This is a genomic window from Candidatus Pelagibacter sp. HIMB1782, assembly GCF_052047475.1.
Taxonomy (GTDB): Bacteria; Pseudomonadota; Alphaproteobacteria; order Pelagibacterales; family Pelagibacteraceae; genus Pelagibacter.
This window is the reverse complement of record NZ_JBNAKE010000002.1, coordinates 54,591-79,300: the sequence shown is the minus strand read 5'-3', so window position 1 is coordinate 79,300 and position 24,710 is coordinate 54,591. Positions and strand designations below refer to the sequence as shown.

Annotated in this window: 21 protein-coding genes and 1 other RNA gene; 2 read left to right on the top strand and 20 right to left on the bottom strand. The window is 31.9% G+C overall.

Annotated elements, in window-relative coordinates; all coding sequences use genetic code 11:
• Position 1: 1 nt before the first annotated feature.
• The 14 genes from ACTTAO_RS04920 to hflK form a co-directional block, all read right to left on the bottom strand.
• Entirely contained in the window at positions 2–1,036 is a 1,035-nt protein-coding gene (locus ACTTAO_RS04920; RefSeq protein ID WP_440691178.1) for a rod shape-determining protein, read from the bottom strand.
• The gene (locus ACTTAO_RS04915) at positions 1,036–2,607 is read right to left on the bottom strand and encodes a 2-isopropylmalate synthase (protein WP_440691177.1); all 1,572 of its coding nucleotides are present in this window, start codon (positions 2,605–2,607) and stop codon (positions 1,036–1,038) included. The genes ACTTAO_RS04920 and ACTTAO_RS04915 overlap by 1 nt, the downstream gene beginning before the upstream one ends.
• 104 nt (positions 2,608–2,711) lie before the next feature.
• On the bottom strand, positions 2,712–4,391 hold the full coding sequence (locus ACTTAO_RS04910; protein ID WP_440691176.1) for a dipeptide ABC transporter ATP-binding protein: 1,680 nt from the start codon (positions 4,389–4,391) through the stop codon (positions 2,712–2,714).
• On the bottom strand, positions 4,388–5,320 hold the full coding sequence (locus ACTTAO_RS04905; protein ID WP_440634267.1) for an ABC transporter permease: 933 nt from the start codon (positions 5,318–5,320) through the stop codon (positions 4,388–4,390). Before ACTTAO_RS04905 ends, ACTTAO_RS04910 begins: the two co-directional genes overlap by 4 nt.
• Positions 5,313–6,296, bottom strand: a complete 984-nt coding sequence (locus ACTTAO_RS04900) for an ABC transporter permease (RefSeq protein ID WP_440652176.1) — start codon at positions 6,294–6,296, stop codon at positions 5,313–5,315. The genes ACTTAO_RS04905 and ACTTAO_RS04900 overlap by 8 nt, the downstream gene beginning before the upstream one ends.
• A 62-nt stretch (positions 6,297–6,358) precedes the next feature.
• Positions 6,359–7,921 carry an ABC transporter substrate-binding protein gene (locus ACTTAO_RS04895; protein ID WP_262590316.1) on the bottom strand — a complete coding sequence of 521 codons (1,563 nt, stop codon included), beginning with the start codon at positions 7,919–7,921 and terminating at the stop codon, positions 6,359–6,361.
• Positions 7,922–8,001: 80 nt separating this feature from the next.
• Positions 8,002–9,024: a ketol-acid reductoisomerase gene (ilvC, locus tag ACTTAO_RS04890; RefSeq protein ID WP_075506263.1), complete on the bottom strand. Its 1,023-nt coding sequence runs from the start codon at positions 9,022–9,024 to the stop codon at positions 8,002–8,004.
• A 17-nt stretch (positions 9,025–9,041) separates the two neighbouring features.
• Positions 9,042–9,590, bottom strand: coding sequence for an acetolactate synthase small subunit (ilvN, locus tag ACTTAO_RS04885; RefSeq protein ID WP_440614023.1), 549 nt, complete (start codon positions 9,588–9,590; stop codon positions 9,042–9,044).
• Positions 9,591–9,595: 5 nt separating this feature from the next.
• The gene (locus tag ACTTAO_RS04880) at positions 9,596–11,362 is read right to left on the bottom strand and encodes an acetolactate synthase 3 large subunit (protein ID WP_440691175.1); all 1,767 of its coding nucleotides are present in this window, start codon (positions 11,360–11,362) and stop codon (positions 9,596–9,598) included.
• Between the two features lie 52 nt (positions 11,363–11,414).
• Positions 11,415–12,323 carry a tRNA (adenosine(37)-N6)-dimethylallyltransferase MiaA gene (gene miaA, locus ACTTAO_RS04875; RefSeq protein WP_440691174.1) on the bottom strand — a complete coding sequence of 303 codons (909 nt, stop codon included), beginning with the start codon at positions 12,321–12,323 and terminating at the stop codon, positions 11,415–11,417.
• A gap of 2 nt (positions 12,324–12,325) precedes the next feature.
• Positions 12,326–13,741, bottom strand: a complete 1,416-nt coding sequence (locus ACTTAO_RS04870; RefSeq protein WP_440691173.1) for a Do family serine endopeptidase — start codon at positions 13,739–13,741, stop codon at positions 12,326–12,328.
• A gap of 1 nt (position 13,742) precedes the next feature.
• Positions 13,743–13,928: a DUF2065 domain-containing protein gene (locus ACTTAO_RS04865; RefSeq protein ID WP_075506268.1), complete on the bottom strand. Its 186-nt coding sequence runs from the start codon at positions 13,926–13,928 to the stop codon at positions 13,743–13,745.
• 7 nt (positions 13,929–13,935) lie between these two features.
• Positions 13,936–14,808, bottom strand: coding sequence for a protease modulator HflC (gene hflC, locus ACTTAO_RS04860; RefSeq protein ID WP_440614019.1), 873 nt, complete (start codon positions 14,806–14,808; stop codon positions 13,936–13,938).
• Positions 14,809–15,915, bottom strand: a complete 1,107-nt coding sequence (hflK, locus tag ACTTAO_RS04855) for an FtsH protease activity modulator HflK (RefSeq protein WP_440691172.1) — start codon at positions 15,913–15,915, stop codon at positions 14,809–14,811.
• A 51-nt stretch (positions 15,916–15,966) separates the two neighbouring features.
• On the opposite strand from hflK, the gene ACTTAO_RS04850 reads away from it, so the two are divergent.
• The gene (locus ACTTAO_RS04850) at positions 15,967–16,791 is read left to right on the top strand and encodes an Mrp/NBP35 family ATP-binding protein (protein WP_440691171.1); all 825 of its coding nucleotides are present in this window, start codon (positions 15,967–15,969) and stop codon (positions 16,789–16,791) included.
• Here ACTTAO_RS04850 and thyX read toward each other — a convergent pair.
• Complete coding sequence (gene thyX / locus ACTTAO_RS04845) at positions 16,772–17,719, bottom strand: FAD-dependent thymidylate synthase (RefSeq protein WP_440691170.1); 948 nt, start codon at positions 17,717–17,719, stop codon at positions 16,772–16,774. The genes ACTTAO_RS04850 and thyX overlap by 20 nt on opposite strands.
• A gap of 4 nt (positions 17,720–17,723) precedes the next feature.
• On the opposite strand from thyX, the gene ssrA reads away from it, so the two are divergent.
• Positions 17,724–18,022, top strand: a transfer-messenger RNA (tmRNA) gene (gene ssrA, locus ACTTAO_RS04840).
• Here the strand turns inward: ssrA and ACTTAO_RS04835 are convergent.
• From ACTTAO_RS04835 to ACTTAO_RS04815, 5 genes are read right to left on the bottom strand one after another with little or no spacing between them, the layout of a single operon-like run.
• Entirely contained in the window at positions 18,023–18,229 is a 207-nt protein-coding gene (locus ACTTAO_RS04835; protein ID WP_440691169.1) for a DUF1737 domain-containing protein, read from the bottom strand. It abuts the tmRNA gene before it with no gap.
• A gap of 14 nt (positions 18,230–18,243) precedes the next feature.
• The gene (ppdK, locus tag ACTTAO_RS04830; protein ID WP_440691168.1) at positions 18,244–20,901 is read right to left on the bottom strand and encodes a pyruvate, phosphate dikinase; all 2,658 of its coding nucleotides are present in this window, start codon (positions 20,899–20,901) and stop codon (positions 18,244–18,246) included.
• Positions 20,901–22,967: a glycine--tRNA ligase subunit beta gene (glyS, locus tag ACTTAO_RS04825; protein WP_440691167.1), complete on the bottom strand. Its 2,067-nt coding sequence runs from the start codon at positions 22,965–22,967 to the stop codon at positions 20,901–20,903. Before glyS ends, ppdK begins: the two co-directional genes overlap by 1 nt.
• Positions 22,967–23,863 carry a glycine--tRNA ligase subunit alpha gene (locus ACTTAO_RS04820; protein ID WP_440618083.1) on the bottom strand — a complete coding sequence of 299 codons (897 nt, stop codon included), beginning with the start codon at positions 23,861–23,863 and terminating at the stop codon, positions 22,967–22,969. Before ACTTAO_RS04820 ends, glyS begins: the two co-directional genes overlap by 1 nt.
• Positions 23,829–24,632, bottom strand: coding sequence for a S49 family peptidase (locus tag ACTTAO_RS04815; RefSeq protein WP_440691166.1), 804 nt, complete (start codon positions 24,630–24,632; stop codon positions 23,829–23,831). The genes ACTTAO_RS04820 and ACTTAO_RS04815 overlap by 35 nt, the downstream gene beginning before the upstream one ends.
• Positions 24,633–24,710 lie beyond the last annotated feature (78 nt).

Below are 24,710 nucleotides of genomic sequence, written 5' to 3'. Positions count from 1 at the left end.
TTTAATATTCAGATAACATAGTAGAAAAAGTTTCTTCTTGATCTAAAGCTTTACCGGTTCCAACTGCAACACATGACAATGGATCATCAGCAACATGTACTGGTAAACCTGTTTCCTTAGAGAATCTTTTATCAATATTTTTTAATAAAGCTCCACCACCTGTTAAAGTAAGACCCATATCTACTAGATCGGCAGATAATTCAGGAGGAGTATTTTCCAAAGCATCTTTGATTGCACTAACCATTTCTTTCAATATATCATTTAATGCTTCAGCAGTATCTTCCTCGGTAATATTTACTTCTTTAGGGGTACCTGATCTTAAATCTCTACCTTTAACTGGGTAAGTGTTAGTTCCTGTTGGAACAGCCGTACCCATTTCTTTTTTAATTTTTTCAGCAGTAGTATCTCCGATAAGCAAATTGTATTCTTTTCTCATATAATTAACTATTGCTGTATCCATTGCATCACCCGCAACCCTCAAAGATTTAGAATAAACCAATCCACCTAATGACATGACTGCTATCTCACTGGTACCACCACCTATATCAACAATCATTGACCCTGTGGCTTCAGAAATTGGAAGTCCGGCTCCAATAGCTGCAGCAATTGGTTCTTCAATTAATTGAACTCTTCTTGCTCCGGCAGCTAATGCGCTGTCTTGAATTGCTTTTCTTTCAACTGGTGTTGAACCAGTTGGTACACAGATTAAAATTCTAGGATTGGCAAAAGTACTTCCTTTGTGAACTTTTTTTATAAAGTGTTTGATCATCTCTTCTGTAACTATAAAGTCTGCTATAACACCATCTCTTAAAGGTCTGATAGCACTAATATTCCCAGGTGTTCTTCCAAGCATTGTTTTGGCTTCATCACCAACAGCTAAAACATTTTTCTTTCCGCCTTGATCAACAATTGCAACAACAGATGGTTCATTAAGGACAACACCTTTTCCTTTTAATACCACTAGTGTATTTGCTGTTCCAAGATCAATTGCCATATCTTGGCTCCAAACTTTTTTAATGCTATCGAATAATCCCATTATATTCCCCTTACCTTTTGACTTTCTTGCTCCATTGGAGCTGTTTTATCTCGTTTAATTATCATTTTATTTAATGCATTTATGTATGCATTTGCAGAAGCAACTAAAGTATCAGTATCTGCTGCTTGACCTACGGTTGTTTTTCCATTCTCCTCAATTTTTACACTTACAGTAGCTTGAGCATCAGTACCTTCGGTTACAGCATGCACTTGATAAAGCTGTAAATTTACATCATGAGGATAAAGAGTTTTTATACATTTAAATATTGCATCAACTGGTCCATCTCCAGTTTCTGAAGCTTGTTTTACATCTCCGTATACATCTAAAGTCATCTCTGCTTTTTGAGGTTCTCCTGTACCGGCAAATACTTTTAATGATTTTAAATTAATTGCACTAACTTTATTATCAACAATTAAACTATCATCAACTAGTGCAATAATATCTTCGTCATAAACATGTTTTTTCTTGTCTGCTAAAACCTTAAACTTTGCAAATGCATTTCCTACTACATCGTCTGTTAAATCTGGATAACCCAAACTATTTAATTTATCTTTAAAAGCATGACGACCAGAATGTTTACCCATTACTAATGAGGTTTGTTTAACTCCAACACTCTCTGGGGTCATAATTTCATAAGTCTGTCTATTTTTTAACATTCCATCTTGATGAATGCCTGCCTCATGAGCAAATGCATTTTTTCCAACAATTGCTTTGTTATATTGAACTGGAAATCCAGTTGCATTTGAAACTATCTTTGATGCCTTGCTTAATAAAGTTGTGTTAATTCCAGTTTCGTAAGGCATCAAGTCTGGTCTTGTCTTAATTGCCATAACAACTTCTTCTAATGCAGCATTTCCTGCTCTCTCACCTAAACCATTTATAGTACATTCAATTTGTCTTGCTCCTGCTTGAACACCAGCTAAAGAATTAGCTACTGCTAATCCTAAATCATTATGACAATGTGTAGATAAAATCGCTTTATCAATGTTAGGAACTTTATTTAAAAGTGTTTCAATGATTGTTGTGAACTCAGATGGTATTGTATAACCAACAGTATCAGGGATATTAATTGTTGTTGCTCCATTTTTTATTGCAAGCTCAACTGTTTTACACATATAATCCATATCAGTTCTTGTCCCATCTTCACATGACCACTCAACATCATCAGTAAATTTTCTTGCATAAGAAACGTGTTTACCAATTGACTCATAAACATCTTCGGGTGACATATTTAATTTATGTTTCATGTGTAGAGGACTTGTTGAAATAAAAGTATGTATTCTGAATCTAGGAGCATGTTTTAGTGCTTCGTAAGCTCTATCAATATCTTTTACTGAATGTCTAGATAATCCTGCTGGGATAGAATTTTTTAAAATCTTACTAACCTCAGAAACCGCCTCAAAATCCCCCGGTGATGCTATAGGAAAACCCGCTTCGATAATATCAATTCCCAATTCATCAAATACTCGAGCAATCTGAATTTTTTCTTCCAAGCTCATTGATGCACCAGGTGATTGCTCGCCATCACGCATAGTTGTATCAAATATAAAGACTCTATCTTTGTCGCTCATAATAAAAATTTTTGGAAAATCTATAATACAATCTATAAGAGAGATTGCAAAATAATTAGTATAAATAGCTAAATTTTTTAGTCCATTTTAGGTGATACAAAAAATTAATTATAAATAGACTCAATTTTAGGCATCAAGTGTAAAAGTTCCTTTGTGTATTCATGGGTAGGTTTTAAAAATAAATCCTCAGTATTTGAAACCTCACATAACTTACCATCTTTTAGAACTCCAATTCTATCACACATTTGTCTTACAACCGGTAAATCATGACTAATAAATAAAATTGTTAAATTTAATTGCTCTTGAAGATCTTTTAACAAATTTAATATTTGTGCTTGAATACTAACGTCTAGTGCAGATGTGGGTTCATCACAAACTAAGAGCCTTGGCTGAGTTGCTAAAGCTCTTGCAATCGAAATTCTTTGTCTTTGGCCACCAGAAAATTCATGTGGATATCTATCTGCTGATTTTTGAGTCATTTCAACAGAGTCTAATAAATCGTAGACATAATTATTTAGTTCAGAATTAGATATTGAAGGATTGTGAAGCGTAATAGGCTCTGCAATAATATCTTTTACTTTCAACCTACCATTTAGTGATGAATAGGGATCTTGAAAAATCATTTGTATTTGTTTTCTAAATTTCATTAGTTCAGACCTATTTTTTATCTTTGTAATACAAGTGTTATCAAAAAATATATCTCCTGATGAAGGTTTAAATAAATTTACAATCATTTTTGCAATAGTTGATTTTCCACTACCACTCTCACCTACCAATCCAAATGACTCACCTTCTTTTATTTCAAACGAAACATTATTTACAGCTAACACAGAATTTTTAGAATTTTCTGTAAAAAAATTGTCATCAAAACTTTTATTAAGATTTTTAACTTGAACTAAATCTTGGTTGGTAATTTCTTTTTTAGTCCATCTATTCAAAATTTTGATATTATTTTCTTTATTTTTATTTTCTTTTTCTACTATTACAAATCTTGAAATTTTCTTGTTAGTTGGTGGAACAGAGCTTACAAGACTTTTAGTATAACTTTGTTGAGGAGTTGTTAATATTTTTTTTGTTTCACCAATTTCAACTAAATTTCCACTTTTCATCACAGCTACACGATTGGCAGTTTCAGCAATAACACCCATATCATGAGTGATTAAAATCACAGCTAAGTTTCTTTCTTTTGTAAGTTTTTTAATTAAATCTAAAATCTGTGATTGAATAGAAACGTCTAAAGCAGTAGTAGGTTCATCGGCTATTAACAATTCTGGTTCACAGCATAAAGCTAAAGAAATAACCACTCTTTGTCTCATTCCTCCTGAAAACTGATGAGGATAGTCATTAAATCTTTTTTCAGCATCCTTAATTCCAACTTCTTTTAATAAATTAATGGATTTGCTTTTTGATTCCTCTTTGTTTAAATTTAGATGAGTTTGTATAGTTTCAATTAATTGTTCACCAACTGTTAATATGGGATTTAAAGATGTTTGCGGGTCTTGAAATATTAATCCAATTTTATTACCTCGATATTTAATTATACTCTCAGAGTTTTCATGAATATTTAAGTCTCCCAAAATTACTGAGCCACTTGAAACCTTTCCTGGCTCATCAATTAAATTAATTATAGCATTTCCAACAGTGCTTTTTCCAGAACCAGACTCTCCAACCAATCCTAAAATTTCACCTTTATTTACCTCAATATTAACGTTTTTAGCTGCGTAAACAGTCTCTTTACGCATTTTATAATCAACACTTAAATTATTTATTTTTAAAAAACTCATTTTTTCAATTTTGGATTTAAAGTGTCTCTCATCCAATCTCCTAATAAATTAATTGAAAAAGCTAAAATCACCAAAAAAATTGCTGGGAAAAATGTAATCCACCATTCTCCTGAAAATAAAAAATCATTACCTAATCTTATTAATGTACCTAAAGAAGGAGTTGTTGGAGGAACTCCAACTCCCAAAAAACTTAAAGTCGACTCTGCCAAGATAGCAAGAGCTAGACCAATTGTACCGATGACCAAAACAGGTCTCATAATGTTTGGTAAAATATGTTTAAACATAATTACTATATTTGAAACACCAATTATTGTTGAGGCAGAAACATAGTCTTTATTTTTTTCTACCAAAGTTGCTGCCCTAGAAACTCTTGCAAACTGTGGCCATTCGGAAATTCCAATAGCAAATATCAAAACATATATTGCCATTTCATCATGCATTTCTCTTGAAATTAATCCTCTTGCTATTCCATCAACCAAGAGTGCCATCAATATACTTGGTACAGTCAACTGAACATCTGTAAGCCTCATTACTACCATTTCATATTTGCCACCAAAATATCCAGCTGTTAATCCTAAACCAACACCAAGAACTAAACTAAATATAATTGCAGCAAAACCAACAATAAGAGATATTCTACATCCGTATAAAATAGTTGATAACATATCTCTTCCTTGACCATCTGTTCCTAGAATAAATTGTGCTAAACCATCTTCTGTCCAAGATGGTGGCGTAAATGCATCCATCAAAGATAAAGATGATGGATCAAAAGGAGTGTAAGGTGTTAAAAATTCAATAAAAAAAGAACAGAAAAAAATAACAAATAAAATTGCTGAAGATATAATTGCTGTCGGAGATTTTATGAAGCTATGATAGATATCACTATCCTTGATTCTTTCCCATCTTGTTAAATTTAAATTATTATCCACTTGCTGCATCTCCTTTAACTCTAATCCTTGGATCAATAAAATAATACAGAATATCAACTATAAAATTTATCATCACAAAAACAAATGCAATGAAAACTAAATAAGCCGACATAATTGGTATATCTACAAACTGAACAGCTTGAATAAACAAGAAACCCATTCCAGGCCATTGAAAAACAGTTTCAGTTATAATTGAAAACGCAATTAAAGTTCCAATATTAATTCCAGCAATTGTTATTACAGGTATCAAACCATTTTTTAAAGCATGTTTGTATTTAATACTGTCTTCACTAATTCCACGTGCTCGAGCAAATTTTATATAATCAGTTTGTAAAATTTCCATCATCTCAGCTCTTACTAGCCTGATGATGTATGTCATTTGAAAAAGACTTAATGTAACTGATGGAAGAATTATCGCTTTAAGACCTGAAACTGTTAAAAAACCTGTTGTCCAAAATCCTATATCAACAACTTCTCCTCTACCAAACGAGGGAAGCACTCCTAGAATTACAGCAAATAAGTAAATAAATAATATCCCAATTACAAATGTGGGGAGTGACACTCCAAGCAATGAAATTGCTAAAACAAAGTCACTTAAAAAACCCTTTCTATTTATACCTGTATAAACTCCTAAAAGAGTTCCTGTCACTAATGCTATCAAAGCAGAAATTACAACAAGTTCAATAGTAGCTGGTAATCTCTCAACAATCAGTTCAGACACTGGTCTTCTTAATTGATAAGAAATACCAAACTCTCCTTTAGACGCATTGATTACAAATCTTGAAAATTGAACATGAATTGGGTCCATTAAACCCAATGTTTCTCTTAATTCAGCTCTTTCTTCATCTGAAGTTTCTTCTCCAACCATGTTGTTTATTGGGTCTCCAACAAAATTGAATAAGGAAAAAGAGACAAAGGCAACAACTAGCATCACCAAAGCTGATTGAAACAATCTTTTAAAAAAATACTTTATCAATTTATGAGGATTTTAGATTTATAAGCCCCTTATAAACTTAAGGGGCTTATAATAATTTTAATTTAATTTACGCTAGCAGCTCTGAATAACGGTTCGTTATTAGGTCTGATAGGAACGTTCACGTTACTTTTAGATGCCCAAGAAATTACTTGGTGGTGTAAAGGAAGATAAGCAATATCATCTTTTACAATTTTCCAAGCATTTGCAATTGCAGCGTTTCTTTTATCTAAATCAACTTCACCTTCCATAACTCTAATTGCAGCATCTACATCAGGATTACTGAAGTTAACTTTGTTCCAACTAGCACCTGTTTCATATAAATAATGAAATACGTAATGGCTGTCTAAAGTTGGTACACCCCATCCAAGCATATAAAAATCACCTTGGTCATCTTTTAGCTCTTTGAAGTGTTTACTTTTTGTTTGAGCAAACAAGTTAACGTTAACTCCGATTTTACCCAACATACCAACAACAGCTGTACAAATTGCTTCATCATTTACATATCTATCGTTAGGACATCTTAGTTCAACATCAAACCCATTAGGATAACCTGCGCTAGCTAAAAGTTTTTTTGCAGCATCAACATCATAAGGTAATCTTTTATCAAGTTCTGCTGTGTAACCATTTACACCTGGGAATGTAATTATTCCAGCTGGCTCACTTAGACCTCTCATTACTTTTTTCTTGATAGCCTCAATGTCAATTGCTTGATAAAGTGCTTGTCTAACTTCTTTTTTCTTGAAAGGATTATCACCAGTGTTTCCGGTTCTTAATTTATCTGCTGCTTGATCCATTCCTAAAAAGATTGTTCTCATCTGCGGTGTACTTACAACTTGATGTCCTGAAGAAGAACCAATTCTTTTTAAATCTTGAACAGGTGCATCAGTCACTAAATCAATCTCGCCAGACAGTAAGGCAGCTACTCTAGTTGCAGCATTTTTAATTGGAAGTAACTCAATTTGCTTTATGCCATCATCTTCCATATCACCCCACCAATGCTTATTTCTTTTAAACACTGTTTTTGTGTTCGGTTCTCTCAAAGTAATTTTAAATGGACCCGTTCCCAAAGCATTAGTCGCTGAAAAAGTTTCTTGTCCTGCATCCCAATTCTGAGGAGACATTGCAAAGTTAGCCTCTGACCAAGCTCTAGACATTATAAAAATGTTTGACAGTTGATTTAAAAGTATAGGATTAGGTTTGCTTGTTGTAATTTTAACAGCATATTCCCCAACCGCTTTAACATCAGATATTGTGCTTATATATTCTTTGAAATCAGATGTTCTTTGTTTAGCTCTTAATATACTAAATACAACATCAGCTGATGTCATTTTAGAACCATCAGAAAATTTTACATCTTCTCTTAAATTAAAGATCCAAGTATTAGGATCTGTAGCTGTCCATTTTCTTGCTAACGCTGGTTCAATTTTCATATCTACTGCTCTTTGAACAAGAGCTTCATAAACTTGTCTAGATACTTGAGTAGTTGGACCTTCGTTTTGTGCGTGTGGATCTAGTGTAAGACTGTCTCCTTGCATTGACCATTTGATAGTTTTTGCCCATGCTGAAGAAAATCCAAATACTAGAACTAATGATAGTAATATTCTTACTAAATTTTTAGCCTTCATAATTAACCTCTTTTTTAAATTTATAAAAAAATTATAAGTGAAAAAAAAAGATTATTACAGATATAAAATTCTATTAATAATTAACTTTTATCGCTATCAACTAATTTTTTCTTACTTATCCAAGGCATCATGGCTCTTAGCTCTGCCCCAACTTTTTCTACAGAATGTTCAGCCAATTTCGCTCTAGTTGCTAAAAAGTTTTTTTGACCAGTTTTGCACTCATCCATCCACTCTTTGGTAAATTTACCTGATTGAATATCTGCCAAAACTTCTTTCATTCTTTTCTTTGTTTCTTCCTTATTGATAATTCTTGGACCAGATTGATACTCACCATATTCAGCAGTATTTGAAATTGAATAATTCATATTTGCAATTCCACCTTCATAGATCAAATCAACGATTAATTTAACTTCATGAACTGTTTCGAAATATGCCATCTCAGGTTCATAACCAGCTTCAACTAAAGTTTCATATCCATTTTTAATTAGTTCAACTAAACCACCACATAAAACGGTTTGTTCACCAAATAAATCTGTTTCAACCTCGTCTTTGAAAGTAGTTTCAATAATACCTGATCTTCCTCCACCTACTGCTGAAGCGTAGGAAAGAGCTAAATCTCTTGCTTTACCAGATCCATCCTGATGAACTGCAAACAAACATGGAACTCCACCACCTTTTTCATATTCACTTCTTACTAAATGACCAGGTCCTTTTGGAGCAACCATAAATACATCTAAATCTTTTCTTGCTTTAATTAAATCATAGTGAACATTTAAACCATGGGCAAAAGCAATACTTGTTCCTTCTCTTACTCTTTGTTCAATATGGTTTTTATAAATTTCAGCTTGTAATTCGTCTGGAGTTAATATCATAACAACGTCTGCCCAAGCAGCTGCATCGGATAAATTCATCACTTTCAAACCTTTTGATTCAGCTTTAGCAACACTTGATGATCCTTCTCTTAATGCAACAACAATCTCTTTAACTCCGCTATCCTTTAGGTTAAGTGCATGAGCGTGGCCTTGGCTTCCATAACCAAAAATAGCAATTTTTTTATTTTTAATTAAATCTACATCTGCATCTTTTTCATAAAACATTTTCATAATTTATCTCCTATTAATTAGTTAAAAATTTTTGCACCTCTTGTCATTGCAACAGCCCCTGTTCTTGAAGTGCTTATAAGTCCCAAGGGTTTTAATTTTTTGTTCATTTTATCAATCTCTCTTCTAAGTGCTGTTATTTGAATAACTGCAGATGATTTTGTTTCATCCAATACTACTGGGTTAAATTTTTTACAAGCATTTAAACATTTTTCAATTTTATTTTTTTTACCTACAATTTTAAATAGAGCCATCTCTTTAAAAATCACGTCTTTATCGTCTCTTTTAAATTCAGCAACTTTGTGCACAGGAACTAATTTGGTTAATTGCAGTCTAATCTGTTCAATTACCTGTGGTGTTCCAGTTGTTACAATTGTTATTCTAGATATATTTTTGATAGCATCAATTTCTGCTACCGCCAAAGACTCAATATTATAACCTCTGCCAGAAAACAGGCCAACAACTCTTGCAAGAACACCCGCTTCATTATCAACCCAAACTACAAAAATATAGGTATCTGATTTTTGTTTAATAGATGGAGAGCTATAAGCTGACTTTGATTTTGGCATTTTGATTAAACTAAGGCTTTGCCTTTTCCTTTAATTTTATTCTCTTCTTGATCATTTGGTCCAAGTATCATTTGATTATGAGGTTTACCTGAAGGTATCATTGGGAAACAGTTTTCATTTGGATCCACATGACAATCAAAAATAACAGGACCATTATGGTCAACCATTTCTTGAATTTTTTCATCTAGCTCTAATGGATTATCAGCCTTAATTCCTTTACAGCCATAAGCATCAGCCATTTTCATAAAATCTGGTAATGCTTCTGAATAACTTTCAGAATAATTCTTTTCATGAAGCAGCTCTTGCCACTGTCTTACCATTCCCATGTACTGGTTGTTCAAAATAAATATTTTTATTGGCAAATTGTATTGAACAGCCGTAGACATCTCTTGCATTGTCATTAAAACTGATGCTTCTCCTGCAATATCAATAACTAATTTTTCTGGATGAGCTACTTGAACTCCAACAGCTGCTGGTAATCCATAACCCATAGTTCCTAATCCACCTGAAGTCATCCATCTATTGGGTTTGTTAAATTTATAATGTTGAGCAGCCCACATTTGATGCTGACCTACTTCTGTTGTTACATAAGTATCTTTATTTTTTGTTAACTCATAAAGTCTTTGAACAGCATGCTGAGGTTTTATGCTATCTTCACTGTTAATGAAATTTAAAGAGTCTTTACTTCTCCATTTTTGAATTTGTTCCCACCATTTTGCAATATTTGGTTTATTTGATTTACCATTACCATTATTCTTTTTAACAATTGATTTGTTTACTTTATCAATTACTTTCGTTACATCACCAACGATTGCAAGATCTACTTTAATAATTTTATTAATTGATGATGGATCAATATCAATATGAACTTTTTTTGAATTAGGAGAGAACTCATCAATTTTTCCAGTAATACGGTCATCAAATCTTGCGCCAATGTTTATTAATAAATCACAGTCATGCATTGCATTGTTTGCTTCATAAGTTCCGTGCATTCCTAGCATTCCTAAAAACTGATTATCGTCTCCAGGATAAGCACCTAGACCTTGCAAAGTTGAAGTAATTGGAAATCCTGTTAGCTCAACAAATTTTCTAAGAGCTTCACTTGCTTTTGGTCCTGAATTAATTACGCCTCCGCCACTATAAATTATTGGCTTCTTTGCTTTACTAATTAAATTAATTAATTGGTCAATTTCATCAGTTGAAAACTTATTGTGAGATTTGCCATTTAAACTTTTTTCTTTTTTTGGTTTTTTATATTTTGCTTTTGCAAATTGAATATCTTTTGGAATATCAATTAATACAGGACCTGGTCTTCCAGTTGTTGCAACTTTAAATGCTTCATGCATAACATCTGAAAGATCGTTGATATCTTTTACTAACCAGTTATGCTTTGTACATGGTCGTGTAATTCCTGTTGTGTCACATTCTTGAAATGCATCTGTACCAATAAGGTGTGTTGGAACTTGACCCGAAATACAAACCATTGGAACTGAGTCCATGTATGCATCAGTTAAAGCTGTAACGACGTTAGTGGCACCAGGGCCTGAAGTAACTAAAACAACACCAGGTTTTCCAGATGATCTTGCATAACCTTCGGCTGCATGACCTGCACCTTGCTCGTGTCTTACAAGAATATGTTTAATAGACGGATGGTTTTTTAACTCATCATATATTGGCAGTACAGCACCACCAGGATAACCAAAGATATGATTTACCTTTTGGTCTTCAAGACACTTAAATACGATTTCAGCTCCGGTTAATAATTTTGGCATTTCGCAATCTAGCTGAAGTTGTGCTGATTGGTCAAGGTTAAGTATGGAAAAATTAAATTTTTTTTAAAAAATTATTAATCTCAGATGGCTTAAGCTTAACCCAATTACTCATGTTTCCTCGAGCCCATGTGCTTTGTCTTTTAGCATATTGTCTAGTTTTTATTGATATTTTTTCTTTGATTTCATCAATTTTTTTTTCTTTTGCTAAATATTCATGAATTTCATTTATTCCAATTGCTTTAGATGCAGTCATTTGCTCATTAATTTTTAGTTTTAAAAATCTTTTAACCTCATTCACGGCACCCATTTTAATCATTTTTCCGGTTCTTTGATGAATTCTTTCAACCAACTCATCACGTGGATAATCAATATAAATTTTTAAAAAATCTTCTTCTAAATAGTTTGATTTAGTATTTTTAAACCATTCATGAAGAGATTTCTTTGTAAACTTTTTAACTTCAAAAGCTCTTATTGATCTTTGGGTATCCGTTGAATTAATTTTATTTTTTGAAAGAGGATCCAGTTTTAATAATTGCTTGTAAAATTTATTTTGGCCAATTTTTTTATTTAGATTTCTAATTTTATTTCTAAACCTTACTGGAATGTTCGGAATTTGAACTAAACCATCAGTTAATGCTTTGAAGTAAAGCCCAGTTCCTCCTACAAGAATTGGAGCTTTTTTTCTATTTTTAACTTCAATTATTTTTTTATTTGCAATTTTAAGCCAATCACCGGTTGAAAAATTTTTCTTTGCATCTTGGAAACCATATAAATGATGTTTTATTGACTGATAATTTTTTGGGCTAGGTCTTGCTGACAAAATTTTAAGTTGCTTATAAACTTGCATACTATCTGCATTAATAATTTCTCCATTAATTTTTTTTGCAAGTTTAATTGCAAAACTTGATTTTCCAGATGCTGTAGGTCCTGAAATTAAAATTATCTTGGATTTCAAATCCATTACTAATCTAATTTAACGCCAATATATCTTCGTTGATTTTGATTGTTGTAAATTGCAATTAAAATAGTTTTTTGATTTGAGTTTATTGCTTTCTGAGTGATATCTCTTAAATCATCTGCTGATTTAATTTTTTTCTTCTGAGCTTCAATAATAATGCTATTGATCTCGATTGAGTTTACTAAAGGACTGTTATTAGCCATATTGGTAATTACTAATCCTGTAGTTTGGTTTGGTAATTTACGGTTTTTTATATCCTCTTTAGTTAAAGGTCTTACTGATATTCTTAAACTCTCTACAATTTCATCTAAATTATTTTCATCTTGTTTTGGATTTTCACTTACTTTGAAGTCATCAGAGGTTTCTAATCTTCCCAACAAAACCTTTTTAGTTATTTCTTTTTTATTTCTCCAAATTTTTACATCTACATTTTTTCCAACTTCTGTTCTTGCAACAATTGCTGGCAATTCTTTCATTTGCTTAATCTCAACTCCATTAAACTCTAAAATAATATCTCCAGCCTGAATTCCTGCTTTTTCAGAAGGACTATTTTCAGCAACACTTGCAACTAAAGCACCTCTTGGTTTATCTAGTTCTTCAACCTCAGCAATTTCTTTTGTTACATCTTGAATTCTTACACCTAGCCAACCTCTTTTTGTTTCACCAAACTCAATTAATTGTTTAATTACTTGTTGAGCACTATTGGATGGAATTGAAAATCCTATACCAATAGAACCATTTCTTCCTAAGATGGCTGTATTAATTCCAATTACATTTCCTTCCATGTCAAATAAAGGTCCACCTGAATTTCCTGAATTTATTGATGCATCTGTTTGAATAAAATCTTCATATCTTGATAACCCAATAGATCTGTTCCTTGCTGAAATAATTCCAGCAGTTACTGTCCCACCAAGACCAAATGGATTTCCAATTGCTAAAACCCAATCACCAATTCTTGCTTTATCTGAGTCTCCAAAGCCAACTGGTTTAAATTTATCTTCTGTATCTAATTGTAACACTGCTATATCCATCAAAGGATCAGCGCCAAGCACTTTTGCTTTATATTCTTGGTCTCCGTTAACTCTAACAATAATATCATCAGCATCCTGAATTACGTGATTATTGGTAACCACTACTCCCTTCTCATCTATAATAAATCCAGACCCCAAAGCTGCTGATTTTCTCTCTTGAGGGGTTCCAAATTCTTTAAACATATCTTCAAATGGAGAACCTGGAGGAAATTGAAATGGAAAAGAGTTATTGTTTGTAACTACAGTAGTTGATGTAGAAATATTTACTACAGATGGCATCAATTTTTCTGCAAGATCTGCAAATGATGCTGGAACGGGTTTAGAGTTTGATTGTAATGAAAAACTTAGAGAAAATATAATTGTTAAAACGATAAATTTTAATTTTTTCATATTAACTTTTAATAAAATAAATAATCACAAAACCTATAACTGCAAAAATAAGTCCACCTGATCTTAATTGACTATCTTTAACAAGTTCAAGTTTTTTAAGCATACTTTTCATTTTTGCTGGAAATAAGGCATATAAAATTCCCTCTATAAATAAAAAAAGACCAAAAGCTATGACTAGCTCATTCATCTAAAAACTACTGTTTAATATCAGGATTTATATTTCCAAAAAATTTGAAAAATTCACTATCAGGAGACAAGATCATTGATGTTTCTCCTGCATTAAATGCCTTACCATAAGCTTGCATAGATCTATAAAAAGCAAAAAATTCAGGATCTTTTCCAAAGGCTTCAGCGAAAATTTTGTTTCTTTCTCCATCACCTTCTCCCTTCATAATTTCTGATTGTTTTTGAGCATCTGCTAATATTACGGTTACTTCTTTGTCAGCAGTCGAAGTAATTGTTACTGCCATCTCAGCACCTTTTGCTCTAAATTCCTTTGCTTCTCTTTCCCTCTCAGTCTGCATTCTTCTATAAATTGCATCACTGTTCGCTGTAGGAAGATCAGCTCTTTTTATTCTTACATCTACAATATTTATTCCAAAATTTTGCGCTTCGTTATTAACTCCATCTTTAATTAAAGACATTTGTTTTGATCTATCTTGTGATAGCAAAGTTTGTAATTCTTCTTGACCCAAAACATTTCTAATTCTTGAGTTTATAATCGTAGATAATCTTGACCTTGCAACCCTTTCGTCTCCAACAGAAATATAAAATTTTAAAGGATCAACTATTTGAAATCTCGCAAAAGCATCAACAATTAATCTTTTTTGGTCTGATGCAATTACTTCCTCTGGCGGGGTATCTAAATTTAAAATCCTTTTATCTAAATAAACAACGTTTTGAATAAATGGAATCTTAAAGTTTAAGCCTGGTTTCATTATAATTCTTTTTGGGTCACCAAATTGAAGAATTATCGCTTGATTAACTTCTTTGACTATAATTACTGATAGGAACGCTACAACGCCAATTAAAACTAATATTCCAGCTACTATTTTTCCAGCTTTCATTTAATTTGTCTCTTTCTTTTTAAGCTCTGGTAATGGTAGATATGGCACAACACCTGAACCAGACTCTTTATCTATAATAATTTTATTTATATCTGCTAGAACAGTCTCCATTGTCTCTAAAAACATTCTTTCTTGAGTCACTTGTTTTGCTTTAGCATACTCATTGTAAATTGCTAAAAATCTACTAGCTTCACCTTCAGCTTTAGCAACAACTTCTTTTTTATAAGCTTCTGCAGCTTGTAAAATTTTCTGTGCTTCCCCTCTTGCTCTTGGGATCACATCGTTTGCATAAGCTTCAGCTTCGTTTTTAGATCTTTCCATATCTGCTCTTGCAGCCTGAACATCTCTAAATGCATCAATTACTTGATCAGGTGGATCAGCTTTTTGCGTTTGTACCTGGGTAATTTGTACTCCACTTTCATAATCATCTAAAATGCTTTGAATAATTTCTTGAGTTTCAATCTCAATGCTTGATCTACCTTCTGTTAATATTGGTTGAATATCACTTTTAGCAATTACTTCTCTCATTGCTGTTTCTGCGGCTGCTTTAACAGTTCCTACAGGATCCTGAATTTTAAATAAAAAATTTCCAGCATCCTTGATAACCCAAAATACTGAAAAATCGATATTTACAATGTTTTCATCACCAGTAAGCATTAAACTTTCTTGAGGAACATCTGCAACTCCTCCACCTGTAGAAAAACCACTATCTCTTTCAGACCTAAATCCAATATCGATTCTATTTACTTTAGTTACTTTTGGAGTTTGAACAGTCTCAACTGGAAAAGGAATATGATAGTTCAATCCAGGTTGAGTGGTTTTAACAAATTTTCCAAATCTAAGAACAACTCCTTGTTCGTCAGGTAATACTCTATAAAGCCCACTTGCAAGCCATACAAAGGCTAAGACCAATAAAATTAGTCCAATAGATTTTCCACCCGAAGATTTTCCACCAGGTAAAAACTTTCTTATTTTATCTTGAAACTCTCTTATGATTTCATCTACGTTTGGTGGTGTTGGTCCTCTTCCTGAACCATTGCCTCCGTTACCACCTCCTGGAGGTGTTCCCCATGGGCTTCCGCTTCTGCCTCTGAAATCATCTGACATATGTCAAAGTATATAGTGTCTTTATCGCAAAAAACAAGTAAGGATAGTTTTATGTCAGATAAAAAGACAGAACTAAGTGACGCAATGAAAAAGAAGGTGGAGCCTAGAGTTTTTACTAAAAATCCAATTCTAGGAACTAAGTTTACTATTGCAATCTCGAGTGCAAAAGGTGGTGTAGGTAAATCTACATTTGCAACGAATCTTGCCTTGGCTTTAAAAAAAGTTGGATGCAAAGTTGGATTGTTAGATGCTGATATTTATGGCCCTTCAATACCAAAAATGTTTGATATTAATGAAAAACCAAAAAGTGACGGTCAAAAATTAGACCCCATAACAAAATATGACATTCAATGTATGTCAATTGGATTTTTAGCAGATCAGCAAACTCCAATGATTTGGCGTGGTCCAATGGTGACGAGTGCAATTAAAACTTTTACTCAGAAAGTTAATTGGAAAGATTTAGATTTTATAATTGTTGATATGCCTCCAGGAACTGGTGACACTCAGTTAACTTTTTCACAAGAAATTAAAATGGATGGTGCAATCATAGTATCAACTCCACAAGAAGTTGCTCTTTTGGATGTAAAAAGAGGAATTAAAATGTTTGATAAACTTGGAGTTAAAATTTTAGGTTTAGTTGATAACATGAGTTTTTTTGTTGGAGATGATGGAAAGAAGTATAAAATTTTTGGAGAAGGTGGAGTAAAAAAAACAGCAGAAGAATTTCAAAAAGATTTTTTAGGTGAAATACCAATAAATCCTGATGTTGGAAATTCTGGTGATCAAGGAAAACCAATAGTCGAGTCAAACCCAGACCATGAAATTTCAAAAATATATCTAGATTTTGCTGAGAAGATTAAATCAACTTATCTTTAAGATCAAAAGCAGCCATTAATTCATTCCATTCTCTTTTAGATAGACCTGAGCTTTCAACATCTACATTTTCACCTTTAATAAGTTTTTGAATTATAACTTTTCCCTTAGCAGAAACTTCTGTTCCACCTACTCTGTAATCCATAAATGCATCATAAGATATTGGTACCCATTTTTTAACTGTATCTAACATTATATCTGCATAAACTCTTATTTCATACTGAGCGTGACTATCAGCTCTTAACCGTAAAAAGTTCATTAAATTTAATAAATCAGTTTTCCAATACCACTGGGTATAAGTATTTAATGTTAGATTCATTCTTGCAAGCTCTCTTGCTAATCCTTTTTTATTCTCGTCAATTGTTGAACCATCATATCTTTCATTTAGCATTGTCTCATAATTGTCATAAGTTCGCTCTGCATCACTTTTCAAAAGTTCTAAAACTTCTTCTGCTTGCTTCCCTTCAAGAACATCTCCTCTTCCTTGTCGGTTACTAGTCGATTGCGCTGCTAAATTTTCTTTAGTTGGTAAATAAAATTCTTTATCTAAAATTGAATATCTTGCTGAGTATTCATTTACATTAGCAGTTCTATGTCTAATCCACTGCCTTGCAATAAATATTGGAAGTTTAATATGATATTTAATTTCACACATTTCAAATGGCGTACTGTGCCAATGTCTCATTAAGTATTTTATTAAACCTTTATCTGTCGAAACTTGCTTTGTCCCTTTTCCATAAGATACTCTTGCTGACTGAACTATAGACGTGTCATCACCCATATAATCAACTACTCTTACAAATCCATGATCTAATGCTGGCAGCGCTTCATAGAGTATTTTTTCAAGCTCTGGAGCGGTAACTCTTTTAGTTTGATTGCTTTGTGATTGCTGGTTTTTTATTTCTTCTGATTGTTCTTTTGTTAATTTCATGATTGTTATTGAATCTGTTGTAATTACTTTTATATTATTAATGTTGGATTTCCAACTACGACGATAAACGAATTTCGTAATAACCATTGCGGACGTGGGGGCAGTACCCACCACCTCCACCATTACAACTTACGGGGGTGAAATAGAATCGACGGGTGTCTAAAGGCTATTCTTTCGTTCGGGATTGTTCCACCGTAACGGGCTAATTTATAATTGCTAACGAAAGTTACGCACTTGCTGCATAATTAACTTAGTTAATTAAGCACGGGGTCCGGGGCACCTGGCAACAGAACGCCCCCTACTTTAAATTGATGATAAACTAATTTTTTTTGAGTATTTTTTTTTAGGTGAATTTTTTATTACTGCCTGTCCGCAACGCATAACACCTCTCTTTTTATCAAATGTCATTTTTGGCTCCCCATATAAAATCCAACCATTCGACAAAGCTTCAGTAACACGGTGACAAAACTTTGATGTATCGTCATCTGTAATAAATCTATATCCTTTCACAAATTTCTCTCTATTTATTTTTTTAATTCAGCCTGTGCAGCAGCCAATCTTGCTACAGGAACTCTGTATGGAGAACAAGAAACGTAACTTAGTCCTGCTTTTGAGCAAAATAAAATACTATTAGGGTCACCTCCATGTTCGCCACAAATTCCAAGTTTTATATTTTTATTTTGACTTTTTCCCTTTTCTACAGCTATTTTTATTAAATCTCCAACTCCATCATCTATCGAAATAAATGGATCAATTGAAAAAATTTTATTATCTAAATAATCATTTAAAAATTTTCCACTATCATCTCTGCTTATTCCAAATGTAGTTTGAGTTAAATCATTAGTTCCAAAGCTAAAAAATTCAGCATGTTTTGCAATATCTTTAGCTTTTATAGCAGCTCTAGGAAGTTCAATCATCGTACCTACCATAAAGTCAATTTTTAATTTATGCTCTTTTTGAACTTCACTTGCAATTCTCAATACCAAATCTTTCATTATTTTTATCTCTGCCTCAGTGGATACCAAAGGAATCATAATTTCTGGAAAAGAAGATTTAATTTTTTCTTTTTTGAGCTCAACTAAAGCTTCAAATATTGCTCTACATTGCATTTCATATATTTCAGGAAAAGATATTCCAAGTCTACATCCCCTATGACCCAACATGGGATTTTGTTCATGCAATTCATCAATTCTAGATTCTACTTCTTTTACTGGAAGATTAACAATATTTGCAACTTCATTAATTTCTTTATCTGTTCGAGGCAAAAACTCATGAAGAGGTGGATCTAACAATCTTACTGTAACTGGCAATCCACTCATAATTTTAAATATTTCTATAAAATCCTTTTTTTGATGAGGTAAAAGTTTTTTTAATGCAATTGATCTATCTTCTTTAGTCTTTGATAAAATCATTTCCCTTACTGATAAAATTCTTTCTTCATCAAAAAACATGTGTTCTGTTCTGCAAAGACCAATTCCTTCAGCTCCAAAATCTTTTGCTGTTTTAGTATCCTTGGGTGTTTCAGAATTTGTTCTAATATTTAATTTTCTAAAACTATCTGCCCAGGTCATTATCTTGGAAAAATCTCCAGATATCTCTGGTTTAACTGTTGCCACACTTCCTGATATAATTCTACCGGTTGATCCATCTATAGTAATGACGTCACCTTCTTTAATTTCCATTGAAGATGTTTTAAATGTCTTCATCTCATAATTTATATCAATTTCACTAGAACCAGATACGCATGGTCTTCCCATGCCCCTTGCAACTACTGCAGCATGACTCGTCATTCCTCCTCTAGCCGTCAAAATTCCTTTTGCAGCATGCATTCCTTGTATATCTTCAGGTGACGTTTCTACTCTTACTAAGATAGTGTCTTGCATCATCGAAGTTAATCTTTCAGCTTCTTCTGAAGTAAATACCACTTTCCCACTTGCTGCTCCTGGTGAAGCAGGTAAACCATTTGCTATTACATTGATTGTACTCTTTTCATCAAGTGTAGGGTGCAAAAGTGTATCTAAAGAATTTGGATCAATTCTTAATACTGCTTCTTTTTTTGATATTAATTTTTCCTTAACCATATCAACCGCAATCTTTACCGCAGATTTTGCAGTTCGTTTTCCTGATCTAGTTTGAAGCATCCACAGTTTATTATTCTCAACCGTAAATTCTACATCTTGCATATCTTTGTAATGTTTTTCCAATTTTTTTAAAATTTTTTTTAATTCTTTGAAAACTTTTGGCAAAGACTCCTCCATTGAGGGTTCTTCAACTTTAGCATTTTTTCTTGCCTTCTTAGTTATATATTGAGGTGTTCTTGTACCAGCAACAACGTCCTCGCCTTGTGCATTAATTAAGTACTCACCATATATTTCGTTTGATCCATCTGATGGATTTCTTGTAAATACAACTCCAGTAGCACAATCATCACCCATATTACCAAAAACCATTGATTGAACGTTGACTGCTGTTCCCCATTCTGCTGGTATTTGATTTAATTTTCTATAGACTTTTGCTCTATTACTTTCCCATGATAAAAATACAGCACTAATTGCTCCAAATAGTTGTTGAAACACATCTTGAGGAAATTCTTTTTTTGTTTTTTCCTTTACTGTTCTTTTAAAATCTTCAATTAAACCATCCCAATCATTTTCATCTAAGTCCGTATCTAACAAAACACCTTTTGTTAATTTATAATTTTCAATTAACTCTTCAAAATGATAGCCCTCTACACCCATCACAACGTTTCCATACATTTGAATAAATCGTCTGTAACTATCTTTGGCAAATCGCCCATTGGAAGTTTTCAAAGCTAACGCGTTTACTGTTTTATCATTTAAACCTAAATTGAGAATTGTATCCATCATTCCTGGCATAGATACTCTAGCACCCGATCTAACCGATAATAGCAAAGGATTTTTTAAATCTCCAAATTTTTTAGAAACATCTTTTTCTATATTTTTTAATTCTTTTTTAATTTGAGAAATTAAATTTTTATTCAATTTTTTCTTATCTTTATAAAAAATATCACAAACTTTAGTAGATATTGTAAAACCAGGAGGAACTGGCAAACCCATTCTGCCCATTTCTGAAAGGTTAGCACCTTTGCCACCTAAAAAATTTTTTGGATTTTTAATACTTTTAGATTGTTTCGAATTAAAGTTTAATATGAGTTTCGTCATTAGCTTGACTCGATTAAAGAAAAGTTAACATAATTGTCGAATGTTTTACACATGATTTGAATTAGTTCTAGCCTATTTTTCTTAATTACCAGATCATCCTCATTTACAATTACATTGTCAAAAAAATCAAATACCTCTCTTTTAATACTTGCTAAATTGTCCAATGTTTGAACAAAATTTTCATCATTATTAATACTTGAAAAATATTTCCTCAATTCATTAATTTTTTTAAATAGATTTTTTTCAAGCTCAGTTTTAAAAATACCAGGATCAGTTGTATTAGATAATTCGATTTTATCTTTTTTTAACTCACTTTCTAGAATATTTGATGCTCTTTTATAACTAGCAATAATATCTATTCCGTTTTGTTTATTTATTACTTTATTTAAATTTTTTGCTTTATTAAAAATAATTACAGATTGATCTAAGTTAGAAGAACTTATTGAAGCTTGTATTATATCGTTTCGGATATTTTCCTCCTTCATATAATATTTCAATCTCTCTAATAGAAAATCTAGTAATTCTTTTTGTAAAGATTTATTCTTAAATTTAAATCCTTGATCCTGATACAAACTTGAAGAATAATTTATTAAATCTCTAATTTTAAAATCTTTTTTATTTTCAATGATAATTCTAACAATCCCTAATGCTAATCTTCTTAAAGCAAAGGGATCCTTGGAACTTGTTGGTTTTTGGTTTACACCAAAAAATCCAACTAAAGTATCAATCTTATCGGCTAAGGATAAAGCAATGCTATAAGGTTTTTTTGGAATTTTTGTTCCAGATCCAACGGGCAAATATTGCTCACTAACAGCAAGTGATATTTCTTTATCAAAACCTTGCACATTTGCAAAATAACCTCCCATAATTCCCTGAAGTTCTGGAAATTCACCAACCATTTCAGATAACAGGTCTACTTTGCTTATCGATGCTGATAATTCTACTTTTTCTTTGCTAATTAATAACTCATCAGAAATTATAGCACCAAGCTTTCTCATTCTTTGAGCTTTATCAAAATAATTTCCAAGACCTTTGAAATAATTCATTAATTTTAAATCAGAAATTTTTTTGACCATGTTTTGAGCTTTATCTTTCTGCCAGAAAAATTCTGCATCACTTAATCTTGCTTCAACCACTCTTTCATTTCCTAATTTAATTAATCCTTTTTTATCTTTATTATTTGCTACTACCAAAAATTGATTTGTAATGTTTCCTTTTTTATCAAAAGTAGGAAAATACTTTTGATGGTGTTGCATGGTTAATATTAAAATCTCTTTAGGTATATTTAAAAATTTTTTATCAAATTCACAAACAATTACGTTTGGTTGGTCAGTTAAATCGACTACTTCCTGAAGAAGCTTTGGATTGCTGTCAATATTTATATTTCTTTTTTTTAAAATAATGTCGAATTTTTTTTCTATTAAGTCTTTTCTCTCAGTGTGATCGATAAGTATATCCATTTTTTTAAAAAAATTTTTATAAGATTTAAAGTCTGAAAATAGTTTTTTCTTTTCTTCAAATTCTTGATCTATAAATGTCGAATTAGATGAAATGAAATGATGAAATTTAAAATTTAGTTTTTTTTTATCAAAGATGGATAAGACAGATTTTAATGGCCTACCCCATAATAGTTCATAATTTGACCATTTCATTGACTTTTTCCATTGAATTTTATTCAGTATTTGAGGTATGGCTCCTTCTAATAATGTATGAGTATCTAATTTTTTTGATCTAGTTTTATAAAAATAGAATTCACCTTTATCTGTTTTTTTTATAAACAGTTCTTTTTTTGAAACACCATTTGATCTCACAAATCCCTCCAACGCAGCATCTGGAGACTTTGTACTCGGACCTTTTATTTCCTCAGATTTTAAAACTATCTTCTTTTCAACTCCCTCAAACAAAATTAATAACCTATTGGGTGTTGAGTAAGACGAACTTTTTTTAAATTTAATTGATTTTTCTAAAAAAAATTCATTAAAACTTTTTAGTAAATTTTCTCTTAAGTTTTTTTGTAAATTTGAAGGTATTTCCTCACTAAACAATTCTAAGAAAAATTCAGACATTATTTTTGACTATCTAACCAAATACTAGCAGCTGATTTTGTAATATCTCTTATTCTTGCAATATATCCTGCTCTTTGAGCAACGCTAATTGCTCCACGTGCATCTAATATATTAAATACATGACTTGCTTTTAAACATTGATCATAAGCTGGTAGTGAAATTTTTTTTTCAACTAACGACTTTGCTTCCAACTCGTGCATATCAAACATTTTAAAAAGTGACTCTACATTTGCATGTTCAAAATTATATGCCGAAAATTCTCTTTCAGCTTGATGAAATACTTCTTTATATTTTACACCATCATCATTCCATAACAGATCGTAGACATTTTTTTGCTGCTGAATAAACATGCATATTCTTTCTAATCCATATGTAATTTCTACAGAAACAGGTTTGCACTCAAATCCTGCCATCTGTTGAAAATAAGTAAATTGAGTAATTTCCATACCATCACACCATACTTCCCAACCAAGACCAGCAGCACCCAATGTTGGACTTTCCCAGTCGTCTTCTACAAATCTAATGTCATGATCTGAATGATCAATTCCTATAGATGATAAACTATTGAGGTAAAGTTTTTTAATATTTTCAGGCGAAGGTTTTATCAGAACTTGAAATTGATAATAATGCTGAAGTCTATTTGGATTATCTCCATACCTTCCGTCTGTGGGTCTTCTTGATGGCTGCACATATGCTGTCTTCCAAGGTTTAGCCCCTAATGACCTCAATGTCGTTGCTGGATGAAATGTGCCTGCTCCTACTTCCATGTCATAAGGTTGGAGAACTACACATCCTTTTTTACTCCAAAACTTTTGAAGATTTAAAATTGTATCTTGAAATGTAAGAATTTTCTCTTTTGATTTAGAAACCATATCTTTGCCAGATTGATCTTTCATCTAAAATATTTGCAAATTGGTCAATATGATTTGAAGATGAAAGTTTTTGACTTAACCACCCTTTTGTTTTTTCAAATTTTTTAATTACAACATCTTCACCATACTTTTCTTTTAAGATTTCATGTGCATCTCCTATGCCATCTATTAATCCTAATTTCTTAGCTCTTGAACCTGACCAAAATTCACCAGAAAATAATTCTACTTCTGTTTTATTTAATTTTGCTCCACGACTTTTTTCAACAACATTTATGAAATCTTGGTGTAAATCTAATTGAATATTTTTAAGTCTTTGAATATCTTCTTCCTTTTCTTCCATAAAAGGATCTAGTGTGCTCTTGTTCTTTCCAGCTGTATGAACCCTTCTCTCAACACCTATTTTCTTAATTAGTTCAGTAAAACCAAATGATGAATATATAACCCCTATAGACCCAATAATTGAACTTGAATTTGCATAAATTTCATCTCCAGCACATGAGATAAGATATCCCCCAGATGCAGCAACATCTTCTGCAAAAAAAATAACTTTCTTATTACTTTTTTTAGCTTGCTGACGAATAAAACTATAAATTAAATGTGACTGTACAGGTGAACCTCCTGGAGAATTGATTGACATTGCTACTGCAGCAGCTTTTTTTAGTGAAAAAGCTTTTTTAATAATTTCTTCCTGTCCTGCAAAATCAATACCTTGCTTAAATTTACCAGCATTACCAATGACGCCATTTAATTTAATATGTGAAACAATTTTTTTCTTTTTTAAAAAGGAGAACATATTTATCTCTTACAGAATATTTAGTTGATTATAAAGACTACTTATAATTGAAGAAATAGGTGCGTCAAATGATAAGTA